18 protein-coding genes are annotated in these 20,070 nt (G+C 52.3%); 1 reads left to right on the forward strand and 17 read right to left on the reverse strand.

The annotated features are described in order from the left end of the window. Positions 1–18: 18 nt before the first annotated feature. From cpsB to AAIG39_RS05945, 14 genes are all read right to left on the reverse strand, one after another. On the reverse strand, positions 19–1,455 hold the full coding sequence (gene cpsB / locus AAIG39_RS05880) for a mannose-1-phosphate guanyltransferase (protein WP_090085530.1): 1,437 nt from the start codon (positions 1,453–1,455) through the stop codon (positions 19–21). Then, entirely contained in the window at positions 1,452–2,756 is a 1,305-nt protein-coding gene (gene wcaI / locus AAIG39_RS05885) for a colanic acid biosynthesis fucosyltransferase WcaI (protein ID WP_090085528.1), read from the reverse strand. Before wcaI ends, cpsB begins: the two co-directional genes overlap by 4 nt. Beyond that, the gene (locus tag AAIG39_RS05890; RefSeq protein WP_071195745.1) at positions 2,753–3,226 is read right to left on the reverse strand and encodes a GDP-mannose mannosyl hydrolase; all 474 of its coding nucleotides are present in this window, start codon (positions 3,224–3,226) and stop codon (positions 2,753–2,755) included. The genes wcaI and AAIG39_RS05890 overlap by 4 nt, the downstream gene beginning before the upstream one ends. 2 nt (positions 3,227–3,228) lie before the next feature. After that, positions 3,229–4,194: a GDP-L-fucose synthase gene (gene fcl, locus AAIG39_RS05895; protein ID WP_343193398.1), complete on the reverse strand. Its 966-nt coding sequence runs from the start codon at positions 4,192–4,194 to the stop codon at positions 3,229–3,231. A gap of 2 nt (positions 4,195–4,196) precedes the next feature. Further along, entirely contained in the window at positions 4,197–5,318 is a 1,122-nt protein-coding gene (gmd, locus tag AAIG39_RS05900; protein ID WP_041851967.1) for a GDP-mannose 4,6-dehydratase, read from the reverse strand. Positions 5,319–5,346: 28 nt separating this feature from the next. Next, complete coding sequence (gene wcaF / locus AAIG39_RS05905) at positions 5,347–5,895, reverse strand: colanic acid biosynthesis acetyltransferase WcaF (RefSeq protein ID WP_343193399.1); 549 nt, start codon at positions 5,893–5,895, stop codon at positions 5,347–5,349. A gap of 146 nt (positions 5,896–6,041) precedes the next feature. Continuing rightward, a complete protein-coding gene (gene wcaE / locus AAIG39_RS05910) occupies positions 6,042–6,788 on the reverse strand; it encodes a colanic acid biosynthesis glycosyltransferase WcaE (RefSeq protein ID WP_047369606.1) in 747 nt (248 codons plus the stop codon). Positions 6,789–6,801: 13 nt separating this feature from the next. Further along, positions 6,802–8,022, reverse strand: a complete 1,221-nt coding sequence (wcaD, locus tag AAIG39_RS05915; protein WP_090085522.1) for a colanic acid polymerase WcaD — start codon at positions 8,020–8,022, stop codon at positions 6,802–6,804. Continuing rightward, complete coding sequence (gene wcaC / locus AAIG39_RS05920; protein ID WP_343193400.1) at positions 7,997–9,214, reverse strand: colanic acid biosynthesis glycosyltransferase WcaC; 1,218 nt, start codon at positions 9,212–9,214, stop codon at positions 7,997–7,999. Before wcaC ends, wcaD begins: the two co-directional genes overlap by 26 nt. After that, positions 9,211–9,702, reverse strand: coding sequence for a colanic acid biosynthesis acetyltransferase WcaB (gene wcaB / locus AAIG39_RS05925; RefSeq protein WP_090085517.1), 492 nt, complete (start codon positions 9,700–9,702; stop codon positions 9,211–9,213). Before wcaB ends, wcaC begins: the two co-directional genes overlap by 4 nt. Next, positions 9,702–10,544: a colanic acid biosynthesis glycosyltransferase WcaA gene (gene wcaA / locus AAIG39_RS05930; protein ID WP_090085515.1), complete on the reverse strand. Its 843-nt coding sequence runs from the start codon at positions 10,542–10,544 to the stop codon at positions 9,702–9,704. The genes wcaB and wcaA overlap by 1 nt, the downstream gene beginning before the upstream one ends. Positions 10,545–10,684: 140 nt before the next feature. Next, on the reverse strand, positions 10,685–12,847 hold the full coding sequence (gene wzc, locus AAIG39_RS05935; protein WP_343193401.1) for a tyrosine-protein kinase Wzc: 2,163 nt from the start codon (positions 12,845–12,847) through the stop codon (positions 10,685–10,687). 2 nt (positions 12,848–12,849) lie between these two features. Next, positions 12,850–13,293 carry a low molecular weight protein-tyrosine-phosphatase Wzb gene (wzb, locus tag AAIG39_RS05940; RefSeq protein WP_090085512.1) on the reverse strand — a complete coding sequence of 148 codons (444 nt, stop codon included), beginning with the start codon at positions 13,291–13,293 and terminating at the stop codon, positions 12,850–12,852. A gap of 6 nt (positions 13,294–13,299) precedes the next feature. After that, the gene (locus AAIG39_RS05945) at positions 13,300–14,439 is read right to left on the reverse strand and encodes a polysaccharide export protein (protein WP_090085510.1); all 1,140 of its coding nucleotides are present in this window, start codon (positions 14,437–14,439) and stop codon (positions 13,300–13,302) included. Positions 14,440–15,134: 695 nt separating this feature from the next. Here AAIG39_RS05945 and AAIG39_RS05950 point away from each other — a divergent pair. Next, on the forward strand, positions 15,135–16,718 hold the full coding sequence (locus tag AAIG39_RS05950) for a TerC family protein (protein ID WP_343193402.1): 1,584 nt from the start codon (positions 15,135–15,137) through the stop codon (positions 16,716–16,718). Between the two features lie 21 nt (positions 16,719–16,739). On the opposite strand, the gene asmA is transcribed toward AAIG39_RS05950, so the two are convergent. From asmA to udk, 3 genes are all read right to left on the reverse strand, one after another. Then, the gene (asmA, locus tag AAIG39_RS05955) at positions 16,740–18,590 is read right to left on the reverse strand and encodes an outer membrane assembly protein AsmA (RefSeq protein WP_090085506.1); all 1,851 of its coding nucleotides are present in this window, start codon (positions 18,588–18,590) and stop codon (positions 16,740–16,742) included. Positions 18,591–18,615: 25 nt separating this feature from the next. Then, complete coding sequence (gene dcd, locus AAIG39_RS05960; RefSeq protein ID WP_041851979.1) at positions 18,616–19,197, reverse strand: dCTP deaminase; 582 nt, start codon at positions 19,195–19,197, stop codon at positions 18,616–18,618. A gap of 82 nt (positions 19,198–19,279) precedes the next feature. Next, on the reverse strand, positions 19,280–19,921 hold the full coding sequence (gene udk / locus AAIG39_RS05965) for a uridine kinase (protein WP_041852052.1): 642 nt from the start codon (positions 19,919–19,921) through the stop codon (positions 19,280–19,282). Positions 19,922–20,070 lie beyond the last annotated feature (149 nt).

Genomic DNA, 20,070 nt, shown 5'->3' on the forward strand with positions numbered 1-20,070 from the left:
GAAAGGTGTCGGACAGCGTCAGATGCGTCCGTAGCGATCTTCAAAGCGCACAATATCGTCCTCTTCGAGATAGGAACCGGAACGTACTTCAATTAAATCGAGAGGTATTTTCCCCGGGTTCTCAAGACAGTGGCGCGCGCCGAGCGGAATGTAGACCGACTCGTTCTCACCCAGCAGTTTGATCTCGTCATTAATGGTGACTTTCGCCGTACCCGCCACCACCACCCAATGCTCAGCCCGATGATGATGCATCTGGACCGAGAGCCCTTCGCCGGGTTTCACAGTGATGCGCTTCACCTGGTAACGATCGCCTGCGTCAATGGAGTCATATTTCCCCCAGGGGCGATAGACTTCACGGTGGATGTGGTGCTCATGGCGGCCATCCGCTTTGATTTGCTCGACCACTTTCTTCACATCCTGCACATGGTTACGGTCAGCTATCAGCACGGCATCCTTGGTCTGTACCACCACAAGATCTTTCACGCCGACGGTGGTGACCAGACCGGACTCCGCATAAACGAAGCTGTTCTCCGTATCATGACTGATGACGTCGCCGTGATGGACGTTTCCCTCAGGAGTATGTGCGCTGATTTCCCACAAAGAGGACCATGACCCCACATCACTCCAGCCGGCATCCATCGGCACCACTACCGCATCGGCCGTTTTCTCCATTACCGCATAGTCGATAGACTCTTCCGGACAGGCCAGGAACGCGGCTTCATCAACACGGATAAAGTCCAGGTCCGGATCCGTTACATTCATCGCGCGCTCGCAGGCCTCATAAATATCGGGACGATATTTTTTCAGCTCTTCCAGATAGCGCCCGGCGCTGAACAGGAACATGCCGCTGTTCCAGTAATATTCGCCACTCGCCACATAACCCTGCGCGGTTTCCAGGTTTGGTTTTTCAACAAACTGCGCCACATCAAAGGCCAGCCCCTCACCTTTACCCGGCGTGACCTCGCCACGGCGAATGTAGCCATAGCCGGTTTCCGGCAGGTCCGGTACGATGCCAAAGGTCACCAGTTTGCCGCTTTCGGCGTAGGCCAGAGCCTGACGCACCGAGGTACGAAACGCCTCTTCGTCCTGAATCACGTGGTCTGCCGCCAGTACCAGCATCAGCGGATCGGAGGTTGGGTTATGACGTTTGATCGCCATAGCGGCCAGCGCGATTGCCGGTGCGGTGTTACGCCCCGCTGGTTCAAGAATGATGTTCTCCGTCAGCTTGTTGAGCTGACGCAACTGCTCGGCAACGATAAAGCGATGCTGTTCATTGCAGATAACCACCGGACTTTCACACTCCACCCCGTCCAGACGGCAGACGGTGGTCTGCAGCATGGTTAAATCACCTTTCAGGCAGAGGAATTGTTTTGGATACAGCACACGGGACAGTGGCCACAGGCGGCTGCCGGAGCCTCCGGCCATCACCACCGGATACAGTTGTGTTTGACTCATGATTTATCCCCATTCCCTTCGTAATTCAGGCGTTCGTCTTGCGCATGGGCGGCCTGCCCTGCACTCACCGCCGGATCGCGTCGGGAGATATCAGTCATAAACTGGGTTAACACGCTCTCTTTCTCGAGCGTGCGTTCGGCATATTCACGTGCCACCGTGTTGGTTTTGGGCATCAAGAGCGCCTGTTCGATACCTGCCGTCAACGCCGGTACGGATTCAGGCTCTACACACACGGCGATACCCGGCGACGCCAGACAAAGCTGGCCCAACTCGGTGGATGCCTCGGCGGTGATAACGGCATTGCCGCCCACAGCGAGGATATTGGTCAGTTTCGACGGCAACACGGCATCCGCCGCGCCACGTTTTTGAATTACCAGATGGCAATCGGCCATTTTGAGCAGCGCTGGCAATGCATCGTAAGACTGCAACGGAAAGAATTTCACATTATCCAGCCCCAGTTGCAGGGCTTGTTTTTCCAGTCTCACTTTGCCGCCACCCTGCCCCACAATCACAAACAACCACGGCTGTTCGCGAAGGTTAGCCGCCGCCGCAATCACATTTTCCAGCCCCTGCTTCTCACCGATATTGCCGGAGTAAAGAATAATTTTTTTATCTTCCGGCAACCCCAGTGTCTGTCTTAGCTGAACGACAGCTTGCGGATCAACGTCGCGAAAGCGGGCCACTTCTGACCAGTTCGGGAAGAAGATTATCCGTCCTGCGTCCACCCCTTTTTCCCGTGCTTTGTTCATCATTGAGCGGGAGATGGTAGACACATTGTCGACATTGTGCAGAGCGCTGCGCTCAAACGCGCTGGCCAATTTCGCCACTTTGCCGGTTTTGCCTTTCCCGGCCATTCCTAAGCCAAGCATGGCGTCGACTTCATAATCCTGAATGTGCAGTAACGTACGGGCACCGGTGAGTTTCGCCAGCAGGCGCATGCCCGGTGTGCAAAACAGCGTCGGTACCACACCGATGATGCGATCCGGCTTCCAGCGTCGCTGTGCCATCAGCGGAAAAAAGCTGCTTACGGCGAAGCTGGTCAGATGAATCAGTCGTTTCAATGTTGATGGCTGTTTCGGCACATACAGTGGACAGCGCCAGACGGTCGCGGCGCCGCTCTCCCGGCGATAACGCCAGGCGGAGTACGCCTTACCCACCTGCCACTGCGGGTAGTAAGGCGGTGCGGTAATGACACGCACGTCATGCCCTTGTTGGGCCATCCATTCAACCATTTCGCCCGTGTATTTACCGATACCGGTTAACTCCGGCGCATAGTTGATGCCGTAAACAAGAATTTTCATAAGCCCGGTACTCCCCGCGCTTCCTTGAAATAGGCGCGGCTATTGTCATGTACCAGCGGATCGGCAATCAGCACATCGGGCGTCAGCCAGCGATAGTCATCGTGCTGTTCTGTCGGCAGCGCCAGCGTGGAGGCATCAACACGTAAGCGAAAGCCGAGCACGATGTAGTGGGTAGAAAAATCGCTGCCGGAAAAGTTGTCGTCATAGAAGTGCTGCCAGACGCCATAAAACTCTCCTGCCGACATCGGCAGGAGTACGCCCAGTTCAGCCAGCGTCAAACGTTCAAACGCGCTCGCCAGAGGTTCATCTTTTTGTACCCGTCCACCCGGTACAAACCAGTAACCCTGCGCCGGACGATTCGTACGCTTGCCGAGCAAAAACTCGCCGCTTTCGTTCTCCACGATAAGATCGATAGAGATAAGCGGAGTCGAACGCACGACCGTGGCAAAATCTTCCGGACGTAAAAACATGATTACCCCCTGAACCGTTGCTGATTTTCGAGGAACCACTGATAGGTACTTGCCAGCCCCTGCTCCAGTGAGATCTCGTGATACCAGCCAAGCGCATGCAGGCGGGAAACATCCAGCAATTTGCGTGGCGTACCATCTGGTTTGGTGGCATCAAAAACCACCCGGCCTTTGTAGCCCACGACCTGAGCGACCGTCTGCGCCAGTTCACGGATCGTGCAATCAAGCCCGGTGCCGACATTAATGTGCGACAACATCGGCTCGGTATTCTCCTGCCACACTTCCCGGTCCAGTTCCATCACATGAATGCTGGCAGCCGCCATGTCATCCACATGGAGAAACTCACGCATCGGCGTACCGCTGCCCCATACCACGACATCAGGCGCATTGCTGAGCGTGGCTTCATGAAAGCGACGCAGCAACGCCGGGATCACGTGGGAGTTGCTCAAGTGGAAGTTGTCATTCGGCCCGTACAGGTTGGTCGGCATCACCGAGCGATAATCGCGGTTGTACTGGCGGTTGTAGGACTCGCACAGTTTGATACCGGCGATTTTGGCAATCGCATACGGTTCGTTAGTCGCCTCCAGCGTCCCCTGTAGCAGCTCACTTTCCGCCATAGGCTGGTGTGCCAGCTTCGGATAAATACAGGATGAACCGAGGAACAACAGCTTGTTCACATCATGCAAATGCGCCGCGTGAATGATGTTGCACTCAATCATCATGTTCTCGTAGATGAAATCTGCCGGGTAGGTGTTGTTGGCGACAATGCCACCTACTTTCGCCGCCGCCAGGTAGACCTGGTCGATACGTTCGCTGGCGAAGAATGCCTGTACCTGCGCGGAATCCAACAGGTTCAGTTCGTCACGGTTACGCAGTACCAGTTCCACATCTTCGCGTTGCGACAGCAGTCTTACGATGGCCGATCCGACCATGCCGCGGTGACCCGCGACAAAGATACGTTGTTTCGTCATTCTCAGGACTCCAGAGCGATGGCAACCTCGTAACCGTGAGCTTTCAACAGCGAATGTTTTTTCGCCGCTTCAAGATCTTTGGCTACCATCTCAGAGACCATCTCCTGCAGCGTGGTTTCCGGTTTCCAGCCCAGTTTTTCGTGCGCTTTGGTCGGGTCACCGAGCAGGGTTTCCACTTCCGCCGGACGGAAATAACGCGGGTCAACGGCAACGATTACATCACCTGGTTTCACGCCAGGAGCGTCATGGCCGGTGACGGAGACGACAATCCCCTTCTCTTCCACACCCTTGCCTTCAAAGCGCAGTTTGATACCCAGTTGCGCTGCCGCCATTTCCACAAACTGACGCACGGAATACTGCACGCCGGTGGCGATAACGAAGTCTTCCGGATGGTCCTGCTGCAGCATCATCCATTGCATCTTCACGTAATCTTTCGCATGACCCCAGTCGCGCAGAGAGTCCATGTTGCCCAGATAGAGGCAAGATTCGAGGCCCTGAGCGATGTTGGCAATAGCGCGGGTAATTTTGCGGGTTACGAAGGTTTCACCACGGCGCGGAGACTCGTGGTTAAACAGAATGCCGTTGCAGGCGTACATGCCATAGGATTCACGGTAGTTAACGGTGATCCAGTAAGCGTACAGTTTTGCCACAGCATACGGGGAGCGCGGGTAGAACGGTGTGGTCTCTTTCTGCGGGATCTCCTGAACCAGACCATAGAGCTCAGAGGTAGAGGCCTGGTAAAAACGCGTTTTCTTTTCAAGACCGAGGAAGCGGATGGCTTCCAGCAGACGCAATGTGCCCATCGCATCCACATCTGCGGTATATTCTGGCGATTCAAAGGAGACCGCTACGTGGCTCATCGCCCCAAGGTTATAAACCTCATCCGGCTGCACTTCCTGCAGAATACGGGTCAGGTTTGAGGTATCCGTCAGATCGCCGTAGTGCAGGTGGAATTTCGGGTTGCTGGTGTGCGGATCCTGATAAATATGGTCCACACGCTCAGTATTGAATGAAGAGGCACGACGCTTAATGCCGTGAACTTCATAACCCTTTTCCAGAAGCAGTTCTGCCAGATAAGAGCCATCTTGCCCGGTAACGCCGGTGATGAGAGCGACTTTAGACATATTTTATTCCTCTATTACTTATCAGAAGTTATTCAGTTTTTACGCGTTCGCGCGTTACCACTGCGGGGTTGCCACGGCAAACTGCATTTGCCGGAAGCGACTTAAAAACACTGCTGCGCGCACCGACAACCGTTCCGTCACCAATACGCACGCCGGGAGCAACAAAGACATCCGTTGCCAGCCAGCATTTATTGCCAATCACGATGGGCGACGCGGTAATATCAAAGTGCGCGCTCATAAAATCGTGACTGCCGGTACACAAATAACATTTCTGTGAAATCACAGAATTAGCGCCGATTGAGATATCGCCCAGGGTATATAAAACAGCGTCATCGCCAACCCAGCTATAATCACCAAGCGTTAATTTCCATGGATACGTTATTTTCACCGACGGACGAATCACTACGTTTTTTCCGATTTTTGCACCGAATAAACGCAGCAGAAAGGCACGCCAGCGATACATAATTTGTGGCGACCAGGCAAATAATGTTGACTGCACCGCCCACCACAATTGAACCTTAATAGCACTCCCGCCCCGAAAGCCTTTCGGCACGGAGAATCCTTGTAAGTCTTGCATCGTGTTTCCTTATACGTTGCCCTTTATTCTTCAGGCCGCCGTTGCGTTGACCGCATTCGTTCATCCGCATCGCTTAGTTAACTAAGCTCACCGGAATTCTCTGAGTTGCTGTCTTCCCGTGACCAGAATTATTCAGGGCATTCACATTACGCTTTGTTATATAAGGCTTTCGCTTTGCCGGTAGTACGCAGGCGTAACAGATACGATAATTCCGCCCAGAATCCCGGCACATGTAATATTTTTCGTTGGACGTTGCGAGCATCCCGACATAATTCAAGGTTATTCGACGTAGACACGCCACCCATTGAAAATTCGGATACCAGACCGTGCAGGCGTTTAAAGCGAAAACCTGCTTTGAACATTCTGGCTGCCAGCGCGTAATCGGAAGAGACTTTATATTGTAAATCGTAGGGGTAGGTTTTCAGGCCGCTCATCGGAAAGAATATTGCCTGATGGCTGGCAGGTAAGCTGTGATAAATATACCAGCCGCGTTTCGCGCTACGGCGTATTTTCGTGCCATCGCCAAAATCTAATAATGCATCGCCAATGTACATTGCATTGTCACGTTCTTGCGCCAGCTGGCGGATAACTTCAACGCTTTCCGGATGGAGGATATCACCTGAATTGAGGAATAACGCGAAGCGGCCATTGGCCATACTGATGCCTTTATTCATCGCATCATAGATGCCGTTATCTTTCTCGCTGACGTAACGTAAGTGGTACTGACCGTTGAGATTTTCCAGAAACTCTGCGGTGCCATCAGCAGAGCCGCCGTCCACAACAATCCATTCGAATGCGATATCCTGCGCCTGCGCCAGATGGGCCAGCGATTTCCAGGTTTTCATCACGCCTTCATAATTACGAAACGCAACAGTAATAACGCTTAGTAACATGTGACCCACCTCGTCATATGCTCGAAATATTTAACGCTTTGCGGAAAATAAACGGGCAAACAATTAAAAATGCGTATTCAGGACTAAAGATCGACCCCGTAAAAAACCACGATATAGGAGCGAACAGATAAAGCTGAACACGAAAATTCTGATTATTACCAAACGCATTGACAGTCATTCTTGCAACTTTGAACAAATACCAACCGGTCAGTAATACGGCAAACCATGAAAAATAGATAATTAACAGATACAAGCCATTGTCTATGGTTTTACCGACATCTGCACCGTTAAAGATTCCGAATGATGCAACATATTCGTAAAGTGAGCCAAATCTTACAACACCATCAATGTTTGTCAGGGAATATCCCACCATCGCCAGCGGCCCGATAATGCGATAATAAGAGGAGGAGCCTTCTGTTCCTAAATCACCGAGACGTTCCGCAATATAAGGAAAGGCGAACACCACCCCGACAACAAATACCGCCAGTGAAATAATGGCCAGCGGCAATTTCTTGCGTATCGCTTCCTTGTTTAAATACTGAAATGCCCATTCCAGTAGATAAAAAAGGATAAATGTCATTACCCCTGAAAACGATCCCGACAGAACAATCCCTGTCAGAATCATAGCATCTGTCTTCGGCGTTTTGATACCAAACTGTTTGATGCTGAGCCAAATTGAGATTAATGCCAGAGCGAAGAATGCCGGTTCGAAATAGAGCGCGGTAGTCCTCTTACCACCAAATTTGATAAAATTCAGTACATAGCTGTTACTGTAAATGAGATATTTCGAAATTATCTCCATGAGGCTGCTGCCGCCAGAGAGAATAATTTGCGCCATTTCCGCCGCCGCCAGCATCACCACCAAAGCAACCACCACATAGAAGAAGCGAAGTATTTTACGGTAGTTATGTGGTGAAACCGTTTTGAAGCGAATGCTCCACACCATGCCGATGATGATAACGATATAAACAAACAGCATGGTTGACGTGACATACTTACTGGCGTTGAGTGACTGACCAAATATGTAGTTAAACAGCGTCAGTCCGGCACCGGTGCCCAGGGCAATCATCAACTTTTTCAGATTGATTTTGTCCACATAGAGCAGCAGCAATAGCGGTAAGAATGTAACGATGGTTATCGGAAAGCTTTCGCCGAGCTGGAAAATCTTCACGTTAACCAGCAGGTAAATCAGCGGCAGCAAGAGATAACTACAGACCCTGATAGAATGAGACATATTCCTCCAGCATCTGTTGCCCACTATATGCACGACGGCTGCGCGCCCGAAACGCCTCCAGCGATGTCCCGAATACGGCCTGCGCGATATCGGCTTTGTGAAGTTGCACCAGTGGCATAACCTCCGCTTCGCTAAAGGTCTTGCCGCCCGACTTCTCCAGAACTTCACGTGCTGCATCGCTGTGCGTAGCAATAACCGGTACGCCGATGGAGAGCGCTTCACACAGAATCAACGGGTAATTATCCACGCGTGAGGTAAAGAGCAGCGCATCCATCTGGTTGAGTTCGCTCATTAACTGACGCTTATCGGTCAGAAAACCGTGGTTCACCACGTTTGGCCCCTCAAAGGGAGAAAACTTGCCGAAGGTATGCAGCTCAACTCGCTCGCCCAGCGCCATCACATCACGAACAAGTTGTTGACTGGTCTTACCGTCATAGCGTAAATCGTGGGCCACCACGGCGATTTTCGGTCGCCCCTGGGTGACAGTAACGGGGGACAAATCCGCCAGAATGGCTTCGGTCGCCACATCAATACCATTATTGATAATGCGACAACGACCCGCGCCGTACAGGCTGTTGAATGCCTCCGCCACATGCTGACTGGGTGAAATAAACTGACAGCCGAGCGCCATCATCTCGTTAAATAAACGGCGTTTCTCTCCCACCAGCTGATGCGCGCGATCCACGTTAACCGGTGGATAGTTCGCCAGCGTCGGGCACTTTTTGCATCCCTGTTTCCAGCCTTCACAGCCATCGGTAAACGCGCAGCGCCCGGTGACGCTCCAGTGATCATGCAATGTCCAGACAAAGGTCACGTCAGGCTTATGCGCTTTCAGTTTCTGGCAGAACGCCACCACGTCATTCAGGTTCAGCCAGTAGCTGTGCATCACGTGAAAGTGCAACACCACCGGCCCTTTGGTGCGGCTGACGCTGCGATAGAGATTATTGAGATTGCCAAAGACATCCCGATTAAACAGGCGAAACAGCGCCAGATTTGCCATAGAGGTCAGACGCGGCGTCTGTTTAATCACGTTGGGATACTGGTCATGGCTGACGCTTTTCTTGCCGCCTTTACCGTAGCCATAGACAAAGCGTGAGTGCATACCCTGCTGCAGCGCCCGCTGGTGTAAATCGAGCGCGACACCTGCCGCGCCACCTTCGGCGAGGCGAACGTTAAATTGTAATATGTTCATTTGATTGCTTTCACCCGCGCTTTTTCACCCACTACCAGCGCATTATCCGGCACGCTGTCGAGCACAACGCTGCCTGCGCCGACCATGACGTTATTGCCAATGGTGATATCACCCAGCAAAACCACGTTGGCCCCCAGTTCGACATTGTTGCCGATAACCGGACAGGCCAGATTGTCTGCGCCACGATTGCCAATGGTCACGCCATGGCGAATGGTGAAATCATCGCCCGCCACCACATTCTTATTAATAACCACAGCGTAGCCATGATGAATGGTGAAACGGCGGCCAATGGTCGCCGCGGCCTGAATCTCATAGCCAAACAGACATTCCGTCATAAAGCGGTAAACTAACAGCACAGGTGCCGCCCACAGATTGTTGAGCACATTTTTCTTGCGCCATACCGAGCAAAAATGGGCGACGCGATAGGCCGCAACCATGCAACACGGGCGCAAGCTCCACTGATTAGCGCGAAAATCTTCCAGTCGCATCATTTCCCTCGCAGACCATCAGCCAGACGCTTGCCATTGCGCACCGAAAACAGCGTCAGCAGCGTGCGCCAGTTCATGCGCTTATTGCGGATCTGGTACAACGTGAACAGCTGATATTTCTTGCTGGCACGGTCAAATTTGGCTTTATGTTTCCGGTAGAAGTGGAAGTAGCCAGAGAATTTTTTCGGCGACGAGGTAATCTGCATCTCACCGTGATTGATGTGCAGAATTTGCGTCGCCTTTTCAATTTTCCACGGCTCGCCATACTGCTCCACCATGCGCAAAAAGATGTCGTAGTCCTGTGCCGCTTTTAGTTGCGTATCGAACAGGCACTCCTTAAAGCGCCAGGACCAGCTGAATACCTGATTGCCCACAATGTTGCGTTTGTAGAACAACTTGCGGGAAAAGGGCGATTTTGGGTAAAGCGGTAAGCTGGCCGGTTGTGAATAGACTTCGCCCTGACAGACATAGTCGTTGGCATAGAGAAAAGCCCGTGATACCAGATGGTGCTTATGTTCCAGAAATACCGACAGGCGATCCGGCGTCCATTCATCATCGTCATCGATACCGGTAATAAACTCGCCTTTCGCCTGCATGATCGCCTGGTTGCGCACCGCGCAGGCGCCGGAATTAAAAGCGTTACGGGTATAAGTCACACGCGGATCATTTAATTCGGCCACATAACCCTGAAGTTGCTCAAAGGCCGTCGAACAGTCGTCAACAATGATCAATTCCCAGTGGGTGTAATCCTGGCGTAGTACCGATTTGATGGCGCGGATAGCCAATTGTTGGCGGTTCCATGTCGGCATATAAATCGAGATTAACGGACGTTCTGTGGTCATTTTTTTCCCCGATTGATCAATATTCCCCTCAGCCTCTCCCTCCCCCGAGGGGCGAAGGAGTGGCCGGCGCCCTATTTGCAAAGGACTGCACTGTTTCCCCCTCTCCCCGGTGGGGAGAGGAACGGAGTGAGGGTTAAACGTTATTTGCTATCAGATTTGTATTCATATTCGTAATAGCCGTAATCCTGATAGCCAGTCGCGCGGCGGAAAATGGAGTTCAGGATGACGCCCTTAACCTGAATACCGTTTTGCGTAAAGCGGCTCAGACTGGTCTGGACCTCTTTCACCGTGTTGACCGCGTAACGCGCGACCATAAGCGTGGTCCCCGCGTGACGCCCCACGATCGCCGCATCCGTTACCGCAAGGATTGGCGGGGTATCAATCAGCACCAGGTCATAGTGCTTACTCGCCCAGTCCAGCAACTGCGTGAATCGCTCGCTCATCAATAGTTCGGACGGGTTCGGCGGGATCTGCCCGCGCGGCACCAGATCAAAGTTCGCTATGGAAGTCTTTTTGGCACAGTTTTCAATACTGCCCTTGCCAACCAGAATGTCTGACAGACCATTAACGTTATCGGTACCGAGCAGTTCATGGGTGTAGCCTTTACGCATGTCGCAGTCGATCATCAGTACGCGTTTGTTGGTCTGGCTAATGACCGCCGCCAGGTTGGCGCAGACAAACGTTTTACCAATCGACGGGCTGACCCCGGTCATCATCAGCACATTATTGGGCGCCTGCATCATGGCGAAATGGAGGCTGGTGCGCAGGCTGCGTACCGCTTCAATCGCCAGATCCGCAGGGTTACCCACCGCCAGCAACTGACGCTGTTTGTAACGCTTGTTGCCCTTGACGGTTTTGACCGTATCGCGCGCTTTTTGCCACTCCGACAGCGGAATGCTGGCATAAACGCTGATCCCCTGCTCTTCCAGCGCCTGCGGGCTTTCGATACCACGATTAAAGAGTGAACGCAGAAGAACCACGACAACAGAGAGGATCAACCCCAGGATAACGCTGCCCAGAATAATCAGCGCTTTTTTCGGTTTCAGTACGCCAGGCTGAGTAATGGCAGCATCGACAATGCGAACATCCCCAACAGTACTGGCCTCGGTAATACGCAGCTCTTGCTGTTTATTCAGCAACTGCATATATACCTGCTGACCAGACTCCACATCGCGCGTCAGACGGACAATCTCCTGCTGCGTTTTTGGCATCGCCGTCACGCGGCTGTTGAGTTTGGCTTTTTCATCTTCCAGCGCTTTGCGTTTTTCCAGCAGTGTGCGATAAGCCGGATGCGCTTTGGTGTACAGCTTGGAAATCTCCGCCTCTTTAAAGGTCAGTTCATTGAGCTGCGCATCGATGTTAACCATGGAGTCGAGCACCGACTTCGCTTCCAGCGGCAGGTCCACGGAGTCTTGCTGCTGACGATAGGTGTTGAGTTTGTTTTCGGCCACGTCCAGTTTGGCGCGAACTTCCGGCAGTTGTTTATTAAGGAACTCCAGGCTTTTCGCCGCTTCCTCGGATTTACGCTCAACGTTCTGTTGCAGGTAGTTGCGGGTAATACTGTTAAGAATATCGCGGATCTGATCGCGATCTTCACCGATATAGGTGAGACTCAAGACACCGGTATCTTTGCCGTTCTCGGTTACGCTCAGATTGTTTTGCAGGTTATTGATCATCCCGAGCGTCGAGAATTTCGTTACGGTGAATTCGCTGTCGTTCGCCGCCTGAATCGCGCTCACCAGCATGGTCACGCCGTCTTTGCTTAACGGCTGTCCCACTTCGCCACGAGAGCTGAATCCCCCGTCGCTGGTCAGAGAGTACTGTTTCGGCCCCAGCACCGTAAGGGTAAAGACCTGATCCTTCATCTCTTTGGGGAGGGTAAAGGTCGTGACTTTGACCGTATCATTCTGCCGCCCCATCAATCTGTCCCAGCCTGCGCCAAAAACCGGAAAGGTGTTTTTGGTCACGGCGATATCCAGATTTAAATCATCGACGGTTTTACCCAGCACCAGCCTTGACTGAATCAACTGAATTTCCGCTTCCGACGCGGGCGGTTTGTTAGCCAGCGCCGAACCGATATCCTGCACCAGGGAATTACCGGTATTCTGCTCTATCTGTACCAGCGCATCCGCACTGTAGATTGGCGTGGCAAACAGGCAGTAAATGATAGCGGCCACGGCAAATAAGCCGGTTATCCCCAGCACCCACCAGCGAGCCTCGACGACTGTACCGATTAATCGCCCTACATCGATTTCATCATTTCCCACCGTCGGCGCGGCGGAATGGTGTGTTTTCTCTGTCATTGTTATCCCTGCTGAGCGTTCAGTGCCTGCGCCCACTGGCGGGCAGACTGGTCAAGTAAGGTGTAAACGGCCTCAAAGGCGTCGCGGCTTTTGCGATACGGATCGGGAATTTCACGTTCATTGTCCCAGTGACCAAACAGCATCACTTTGCCGCGCATTTCCGGCGCGATTTCGCACAATGCGGCGATATGCCGTTTTTCCATGACCAGAATCAGGTCGTAATCACGGCACATTTTTCCGGAAATCTGCCGGGCGCAATGCCCTTCAAGGGACAGATTATTTTCTGCTGCCACGCGGGTTGCCTCTGCATCCGCGCTTTTACCGACCAGCGCCCCCAGACCGGCTGACTCTACCGTTAATGCGGGCTGGTACTTTTTCAGTAGCCGCTCCGCCGTGGGGGAACGACAAATGTTCCCCACACACACCACCAGAATTTTGTTAAACATCGCCTATCACCAGGTGTGAATGTCGCGCGCCGTATCCGTCATGTAGCGAACGCCACTGATGGTTGGCAGCAACTGATTGATGAGACGGTTCCAGCGAGCAACCGGGGCGGTCGTCACATACACCACGTCATACGGCTGGAGACGGAATTCGGTTGCCATCACCAGCGATGTCGCATCGGACATATCAAGCTGATAAATATTGGCAATCTTGCCGCCGCGACCGTTCTCGCCTTTGAGCGGACGAATCACGAAGATGCCGCTGGCGTTGGAGGTTGTCAGATCGATGCCCTCGGCCTGACCCAGCGCTTCGGTCAGCGTCATACCACTGAAGTCCATTTTGAGGGTGCTCTGTTTTTTAACTTCACCCATCACGAAGACTTTCAGATCGTCATTACGCGGTACGAAAAGAATGTCGCCCGGATAGAGCAGACGGTTTTGGCTCAAATCGCCGTTCTGCATCAGCGCCTGCAGAGAGATACGCTGCTCCTTGCCATTATGAGTCAGCACTACGTTGCGCCAGTCGGCGGCATCGGTAAGCCCGCCCGCGGCATTGATTGCATCCAGCACTGTCAGCGGAACGTTAGTGATAGCCTGCTGACCTGATTTGTTGACCTGTCCGGAGACATAGGCTTTCTGCGAACGGAAAGCGGCGATATTAACGTCCACCTGCGGGTCCGCGATGTACGTCGCTAAGCGGCTGGTAATATCACTGCGAATTTCGCCAAGGGTTTTACCCACAACATGTACTTTGCCAATGTAGGGATAGAACATGGTGCCGTCGGGTTGTACCCAGTTACCGGTGTCACTTGAACTACGGTACTGGCCCGCGGGTGTAGTCAGTTCAGGGTGGTCCCAGACGGTGACGCTAAGCACATCACCTGGGCCAACGCGATATTGATAGTTTGAGATTTCCTGGTCCAGCGACATATTCGGCTGGGCGACATTCGGTCGCGGACGTAATTGTTCAACCAGACGTGGCGTCAATGGATAAACATTCACCATGCGGTCTAAATCAAAATCGGCGTCTTGTTGTTTAATCACATCTTTTCCCGTTGTTGACATATTGCTACCGGGAAAGACTGTGCAGCCACTCATCAAGCTCATGGACACCAATAATGGTATCAATTTCGTTTTGGATTTCATCATTGATTAATTATCACTTTTGCAGAGTAATTATCCTGTGTATTTAAATAAGCGACTGGTCACGGCGGAATCAGAATGCAGTTAATCGGAACTTAATATAACTGGTATCAGTCCTAAAAATCGCTTATTCAACCACATGCTATTGACAGAATAATCCAGACTTTTTGACATGCTGTCAGGCAGGCTACCGCCCTTGGCTTTCAGCTACCAATCCACTGATTAAACAGTAAGTTATTGAAAACACCCTTTTGTACTCCGACCCTGATAGAGAATATTCCTGGATGCCTTAAATAAGGCAGTCATAAGGATTTACGCTGTTTAGCTGCATTAAAAATAACTTCACAGGTATATTTGAAACATGCTGGAGGAATTGTTGCAGCTAAGCGAATTACAGGCAAGGCAACATCCCGCCCTAAACATATTTTTAAGAATAATATTAAGAGCAAATATTTAGGTTTTTAGGATTTTATGGATGTTGACAAAATCCTTACCTGCTTTTACGCATGCGAAATATCCGAAAAATAATTTTTATCTGTCGCGGAAAATAATCCCATTACTAATAAGGAAATAGAATTTAATATCTCGTCTGAGCGCAGGCAGAAATAAGATAAATCGCATGTCGGCATTGCAATTTAGATTAGCTTTATCCATGATCAGATAACGACAATTGTTAGAATTGATAAGGTGTTACGCATACGATGGAATGGATTGCCGATCCATCAATCTGGGCTGGGTTGATTACGCTGATTGTGATCGAACTCGTGCTCGGCATTGATAACCTGGTTTTTATCGCAATACTTGCGGAAAAACTCCCTCCGGCGCAACGCGACCGCGCTCGTGTCACAGGGCTATTGCTGGCGATGGTTATGCGCCTGCTACTGCTTGCGTCTATCTCCTGGCTGGTTACGCTCACCAACCCGCTTTTTTCTTTACGCGACCTCAGTTTCAGCGCGCGCGATCTGATTATGCTGTTCGGCGGTCTGTTTCTGCTCTTTAAAGCCACCGTTGAACTCAACGAACGGCTGGAAGGTAAAGACAGCGATAATCCCACGCAACGACGCGGGGCGAGGTTCTGGGCCGTAGTGGCACAAATCGTCGTCCTGGATGCTGTTTTTTCTCTCGACTCGGTGATCACTGCGGTCGGAATGGTTGATCATCTGGCTGTCATGATGGCCGCAGTGATTGTCGCCATCTCGCTGATGCTGTTGGCCAGCAAAGCGCTGACGCGTTTTGTAAACAGCCACCCGACGATTGTCATTCTTTGCCTGAGCTTTTTGCTGATGATTGGCTTTAGCCTCGTTGCCGAAGGCTTTGGTTTCCATATCCCGAAAGGTTATCTGTACGCCGCGATAGGCTTCTCGGTCATGATTGAAGCGCTTAATCAGCTCGCTATCTTCAACCGTCGCCGTTTCCTGTCGGCCAACCAGACCTTACGCCAGCGCACGACTGAAGCGGTAATGCGCCTGCTGAGTGGCAAAAAAGAGGATGCGGAGCTTGATGCACAAACCTCGTCGATGCTGGTTGACCATGACAGTAGCCAGCTTTTTAACCCGCAGGAGCGGCGGATGATTGGCCGGGTGCTTAACCTCAATCAGCGTACGGTGAGCAGTATCATGACTTCCCGTCACGATATTGAACATATCGACCTGAACGCCCCGGAAGAAGAGATTCGCGATTTGCTGGAGAAAAACCAGCATACGCGCATGGTGGTGACCGGCGGCAATGACGAGACCGATTTGCTGGGCGTGGTGCATGTGATTGATTTACTCCAGCAGTCGCTGCGCGGTGAACCGCTCGACTTGAGAGTATTGATCCGCCAGCCGCTGGTCTTTCCGGAAACGTTGCCGCTGTTACAGGCGCTGGAGCAGTTTCGCAGTGCCCGTACCCATTTTGCGTTTGTGGTCGATGAATTCGGTTCGGTTGAAGGTATTGTCACCCTGAGCGATGTAATGGAGACCATCGCCGGGAATCTGCCAAATGAGGTAGAAGAAATTGATGCCCGCCACGATATTCAGAAAAACAGCGACGGTAGCTGGACTGCGAATGGCCATATGCCGCTGGAAGATCTGGTGCAATATGTGCCGCTGCCACTGGATGAAAAACGGGAATACCACACGATTGCCGGGCTACTGATGGAGTATCTGCAACGGATCCCGACACCGGGGGAAGAGGTTCAGGTAGGCGATTATTTATTGAAAACCCTGGAAGTAGAAAGCCACCGCGTCCAGAAGGTGCAGATCATCGCCCTGAATACGGGCGACGAGCTGGATTATCAGGTCTGAGTGACGCCGGGGTTCCCGGCGTTACAATTTGTTGAGCAGTTTTTTCAGGTCTTTACCGTTCTGGCTGTCTTTATTGCGATCCGCCCACTCACTCAGTCGGCGTTTCGCTTCATCCTGCAAATGTTTACGCAAAAGCTGATCGACCTGCAGACTGTAATTCAGCGATTGCCATTTACCATACACATTCAGCGGGATGTCGGTAGATTTCAGGTAGTCGATCAGTTTACTGTCGCCTTTCCAGCCGTCGAGTACACGAATGTTGAAATGGGTGTCACACTGCTCACGCACAAGGTCCATCTCACCCTGACCGGACAGACTCAGCAGCGGTGAGCTGCCCTGCATATCCGCCAGGGTCATGACGCCCGAATCCAGCGACACATCAGTGCTGAAGGTGTCGAGGCGCGTCACGTTATCGTAATTGTCCTGCGCCTGCACGTCACTGCTGCGAGCAACCGCCTGCTGGACCAACTGCTGGAAGTTCAGCCCTTCCATCCGGCTGTCTTTTATTTCGACATGGGCATCGCCCTGCCAGTGACGGCGAAAATCATCGGCATCAATCCGGCTCCCCGAAAAATCTCCCGCCAGAGAGAGTTTGCCCGTAAGGGCTATCGGGTAATTGAACGCTTTAAGGATATTGCCTATTTCGACGTTATCCAGCCGCGGCTGGAAGACTGCGCGTGAATTATCGCGGCGCACATCCAGCATACCGGGCAGAGAGATATCCCCGTCGCCCATTTTCCCCTGCAGGGTAGAAATATTGAGCAACCCGGCGTTATTAGAGAACTGGCCTTTGACGTTATCAAAGCGCATTCCGCGCCAGCGAATACTGTTCGCGGTAAGCGATACCTGCGCGGTGAAATCACGCAGGCTGGTATATTCCGGCTCTACGTTATTGGCGATCACTGGTCGCGGCATACGTGTCTGTGCTTGCTGCCCCTGCTGGTCAGTAGAAGCATCCGTGGAAGCCGTCTCTTTCGGCGCGAGCAGGTTATCGAGATTTAGCGTGTCGAACTGTAAATCCAGCAGCCATTGCGGTTTTGCGGAAAGAATAACGCTGCCTTTACCGCTAAATGCGCTATCGTTGGCGCTAAGGTGCAGATCGCTAAGGGAGATTTGTTGACGATTGCCCTGCCACTGCGCGGAGAAGCTCCCCGCGCCCGTAATACCCTGCGCCGGTACGTCCCCTCCCTGCAATTGCCATTTCAGATCGCTAATGGTCGCCGTAAGATGGCTCGGGTAATCGCTGGCATCCACTTGCGCTTTCAGGGATAACGAGAGATCGCGCTGATCGCGATTCACACGCCCTGAAAAGTCCAGCGTCGCCTGGTGCGCCGCATCCTGTTCCATCTGCAAACGAATATCGCGTACGGTAATCTGTTCTTCGTTTTCATGCTGGAAAACCAGCACGCTATCGGCAACCTGAAGTCGGGCAATGTCCCAGGACCAGCCACGATCTTCCGCAGCCTGCGGCAAGGTATTCTCTTTAGGAGCCACCGGCGCATCATGCTCTGGCGCCGCATAGGTCTGCGGTGTCAGTTGAATAACCGCCCCCTTGAGCATGACCTGTTTCACCTGTAGCTGATGCGAAAGCAGCGGCAACAGCCCAACATCCAGGCGCATATTGTCCGCTTTCACCACAGGGACTTCCGCGCCCGGAGCGGTCAGGGTAACGCGCCCGGAGAGAATGCTTAGTTGCGGCCAGACGTGCCAGCGCAGGGGGCCGTCAAGTTTCAACTGATAGCCGCTACGGGCCTCAACCTGACGCACCATGTAGTCACGAAAATCGTTAGGGTTGACCATGACGACCAACGCCGAAAGGCCGGCTACCAGCACGACCAGTAAAATCATTAGCGTGGTTAACACTCTTCTCATGGCAGCCTCAGTGGGTATAAATCACTCAGTCTTTATCAATACGGCTGGCAACCGCGCCCTGCTGGTCGCGATACTTCGCGTCCTGGCGGCGGTTATACGGACGGTCGGCCGGGCCGGAGAGCGGTTCAAAGCTCAGCGCACCAATAAGCATACCGGGGCGCAATGCCAGCGGCAGTTTGCCAGAATTATAGAACTCCAGCACGATGCTGCCCGACCAGCCGGGATCGATTCGGTGTGCGGTGACATGAACCATCAGTCCCAGACGCGCCAGCGAAGAACGACCATCCAGCCAGCCCACCAGGTCAGCAGGTAATGTCACCGATTCAAAGGTGACGGCCAGCGCCAGTTCCCCAGGGTGCAGGAAAAATGCCTCGCCGTCGGGGAGAACGATTTCATCACTCATCACACGATCGAGCGCCGCGCTCACTTCGTCTTTAGGACCGCTCAGGTCGATGAATGCAGCGGTGTGCCCACGGAAGGTGCGAAATTTGTTGCCCAGACGGACATCGACAGTCGCGCCATTAATGCGCTCAACGGGAGGACGTGGGGTAATCGACAGACGCCCCTGATCCAGCCAGGCTTCAATATCTCGGTCGCAAAGACGCATGGCACTTTCTCCTTTCGTGCATGACGCCCCTGACAATTCAGGGGCAAAGCAAAGTAAACTAAAGGGTACAGCCTATCATGTATTATTCAAAAAACTGGCTGATTTTGGCTTTCAGAATATCAATCGCGATACGGTTTTTGCCGCCGCGCGGCACGATGATATCGGCATACTGCTTGGAAGGCTCAATAAACTGCAGGAACATCGGGCGAACGGTCTTCTGATATTGTGCCATCACCGAGTCCATTGAACGGCCACGTTCGTTCACATCACGCTTGATACGGCGCATCAGGCAGATATCCAGCGGGGTATCAACGAAGATAGAAAAATTCATTTCATCCCGCAGACGCGCGTCGGTCAGCAGCAGAATGCCTTCAAGAATGATGACTTTTTTCGGTTCGATGTGGATAGTTTCCGGTGTCCGGGTATGTTCTACATAACTGTAGACCGGTAATTCAATGGCCTGGCCGCTTTTGAGCATCTGCAGATGCTGGAACAGCAGACTATGATCCATAGAGCTTGGATGGTCATAGTTGGTTTTGACACGCTCTTCCATCGACAGATGACCTTGATCTTTATAGTAACTGTCTTCCGGAATAACGCCGATATGCTCATCGCCTACCTGCTCACGAAGTTCACGATAAAGCGTGCTGGCAATAAGACTTTTACCTGAAGCCGATGCGCCGGCGATGCCGATAATGACGCACTGATGTGACTTATCAGTCATAAATTTAGCGACCTGATTAACCTGGATGTAAAGGAAGGACGACGCCGGAGCGTCAAACGCGGCAATTATAGGGATTTCGCGTCCATGATACCAGTCGAATACGTTCTGTGCGCCGTTCGGGGATAAGGCTCTGTGTTTCTGTCGCAAAA

Origin of the sequence: Phytobacter palmae (assembly GCF_039409775.1) — a bacterium.
GTDB lineage: Bacteria > Pseudomonadota > Gammaproteobacteria > Enterobacterales > Enterobacteriaceae > Phytobacter > Phytobacter palmae.

Excerpts from the sequence above, each read along its gene's own strand:
- cpsB (WP_090085530.1), bottom strand. The coding sequence starts at position 1,455 with ATGAGTCAAACACAACTGTATCCGGTGGTGATGGCCGGAGGCTCCGGC.
- wcaI (WP_090085528.1), bottom strand. The coding sequence starts at position 2,756 with ATGAAAATTCTTGTTTACGGCATCAACTATGCGCCGGAGTTAACCGGT.
- AAIG39_RS05890 (WP_071195745.1), bottom strand. The coding sequence starts at position 3,226 with ATGTTTTTACGTCCGGAAGATTTTGCCACGGTCGTGCGTTCGACTCCG.
- fcl (WP_343193398.1), bottom strand. The coding sequence starts at position 4,194 with ATGACGAAACAACGTATCTTTGTCGCGGGTCACCGCGGCATGGTCGGA.
- gmd (WP_041851967.1), bottom strand. The coding sequence starts at position 5,318 with ATGTCTAAAGTCGCTCTCATCACCGGCGTTACCGGGCAAGATGGCTCT.
- wcaF (WP_343193399.1), bottom strand. The coding sequence starts at position 5,895 with ATGCAAGACTTACAAGGATTCTCCGTGCCGAAAGGCTTTCGGGGCGGG.
- wcaE (WP_047369606.1), bottom strand. The coding sequence starts at position 6,788 with ATGTTACTAAGCGTTATTACTGTTGCGTTTCGTAATTATGAAGGCGTG.
- wcaD (WP_090085522.1), bottom strand. The coding sequence starts at position 8,022 with ATGTCTCATTCTATCAGGGTCTGTAGTTATCTCTTGCTGCCGCTGATT.
- wcaC (WP_343193400.1), bottom strand. The coding sequence starts at position 9,214 with ATGAACATATTACAATTTAACGTTCGCCTCGCCGAAGGTGGCGCGGCA.
- wcaB (WP_090085517.1), bottom strand. The coding sequence starts at position 9,702 with ATGCGACTGGAAGATTTTCGCGCTAATCAGTGGAGCTTGCGCCCGTGT.
- wcaA (WP_090085515.1), bottom strand. The coding sequence starts at position 10,544 with ATGACCACAGAACGTCCGTTAATCTCGATTTATATGCCGACATGGAAC.
- wzc (WP_343193401.1), bottom strand. The coding sequence starts at position 12,847 with ATGACAGAGAAAACACACCATTCCGCCGCGCCGACGGTGGGAAATGAT.
- wzb (WP_090085512.1), bottom strand. The coding sequence starts at position 13,293 with ATGTTTAACAAAATTCTGGTGGTGTGTGTGGGGAACATTTGTCGTTCC.
- AAIG39_RS05945 (WP_090085510.1), bottom strand. The coding sequence starts at position 14,439 with ATGATGAAATCCAAAACGAAATTGATACCATTATTGGTGTCCATGAGC.
- AAIG39_RS05950 (WP_343193402.1), top strand. The coding sequence starts at position 15,135 with ATGGAATGGATTGCCGATCCATCAATCTGGGCTGGGTTGATTACGCTG.
- asmA (WP_090085506.1), bottom strand. The coding sequence starts at position 18,590 with ATGAGAAGAGTGTTAACCACGCTAATGATTTTACTGGTCGTGCTGGTA.
- dcd (WP_041851979.1), bottom strand. The coding sequence starts at position 19,197 with ATGCGTCTTTGCGACCGAGATATTGAAGCCTGGCTGGATCAGGGGCGT.
- udk (WP_041852052.1), bottom strand. The coding sequence starts at position 19,921 with ATGACTGATAAGTCACATCAGTGCGTCATTATCGGCATCGCCGGCGCA.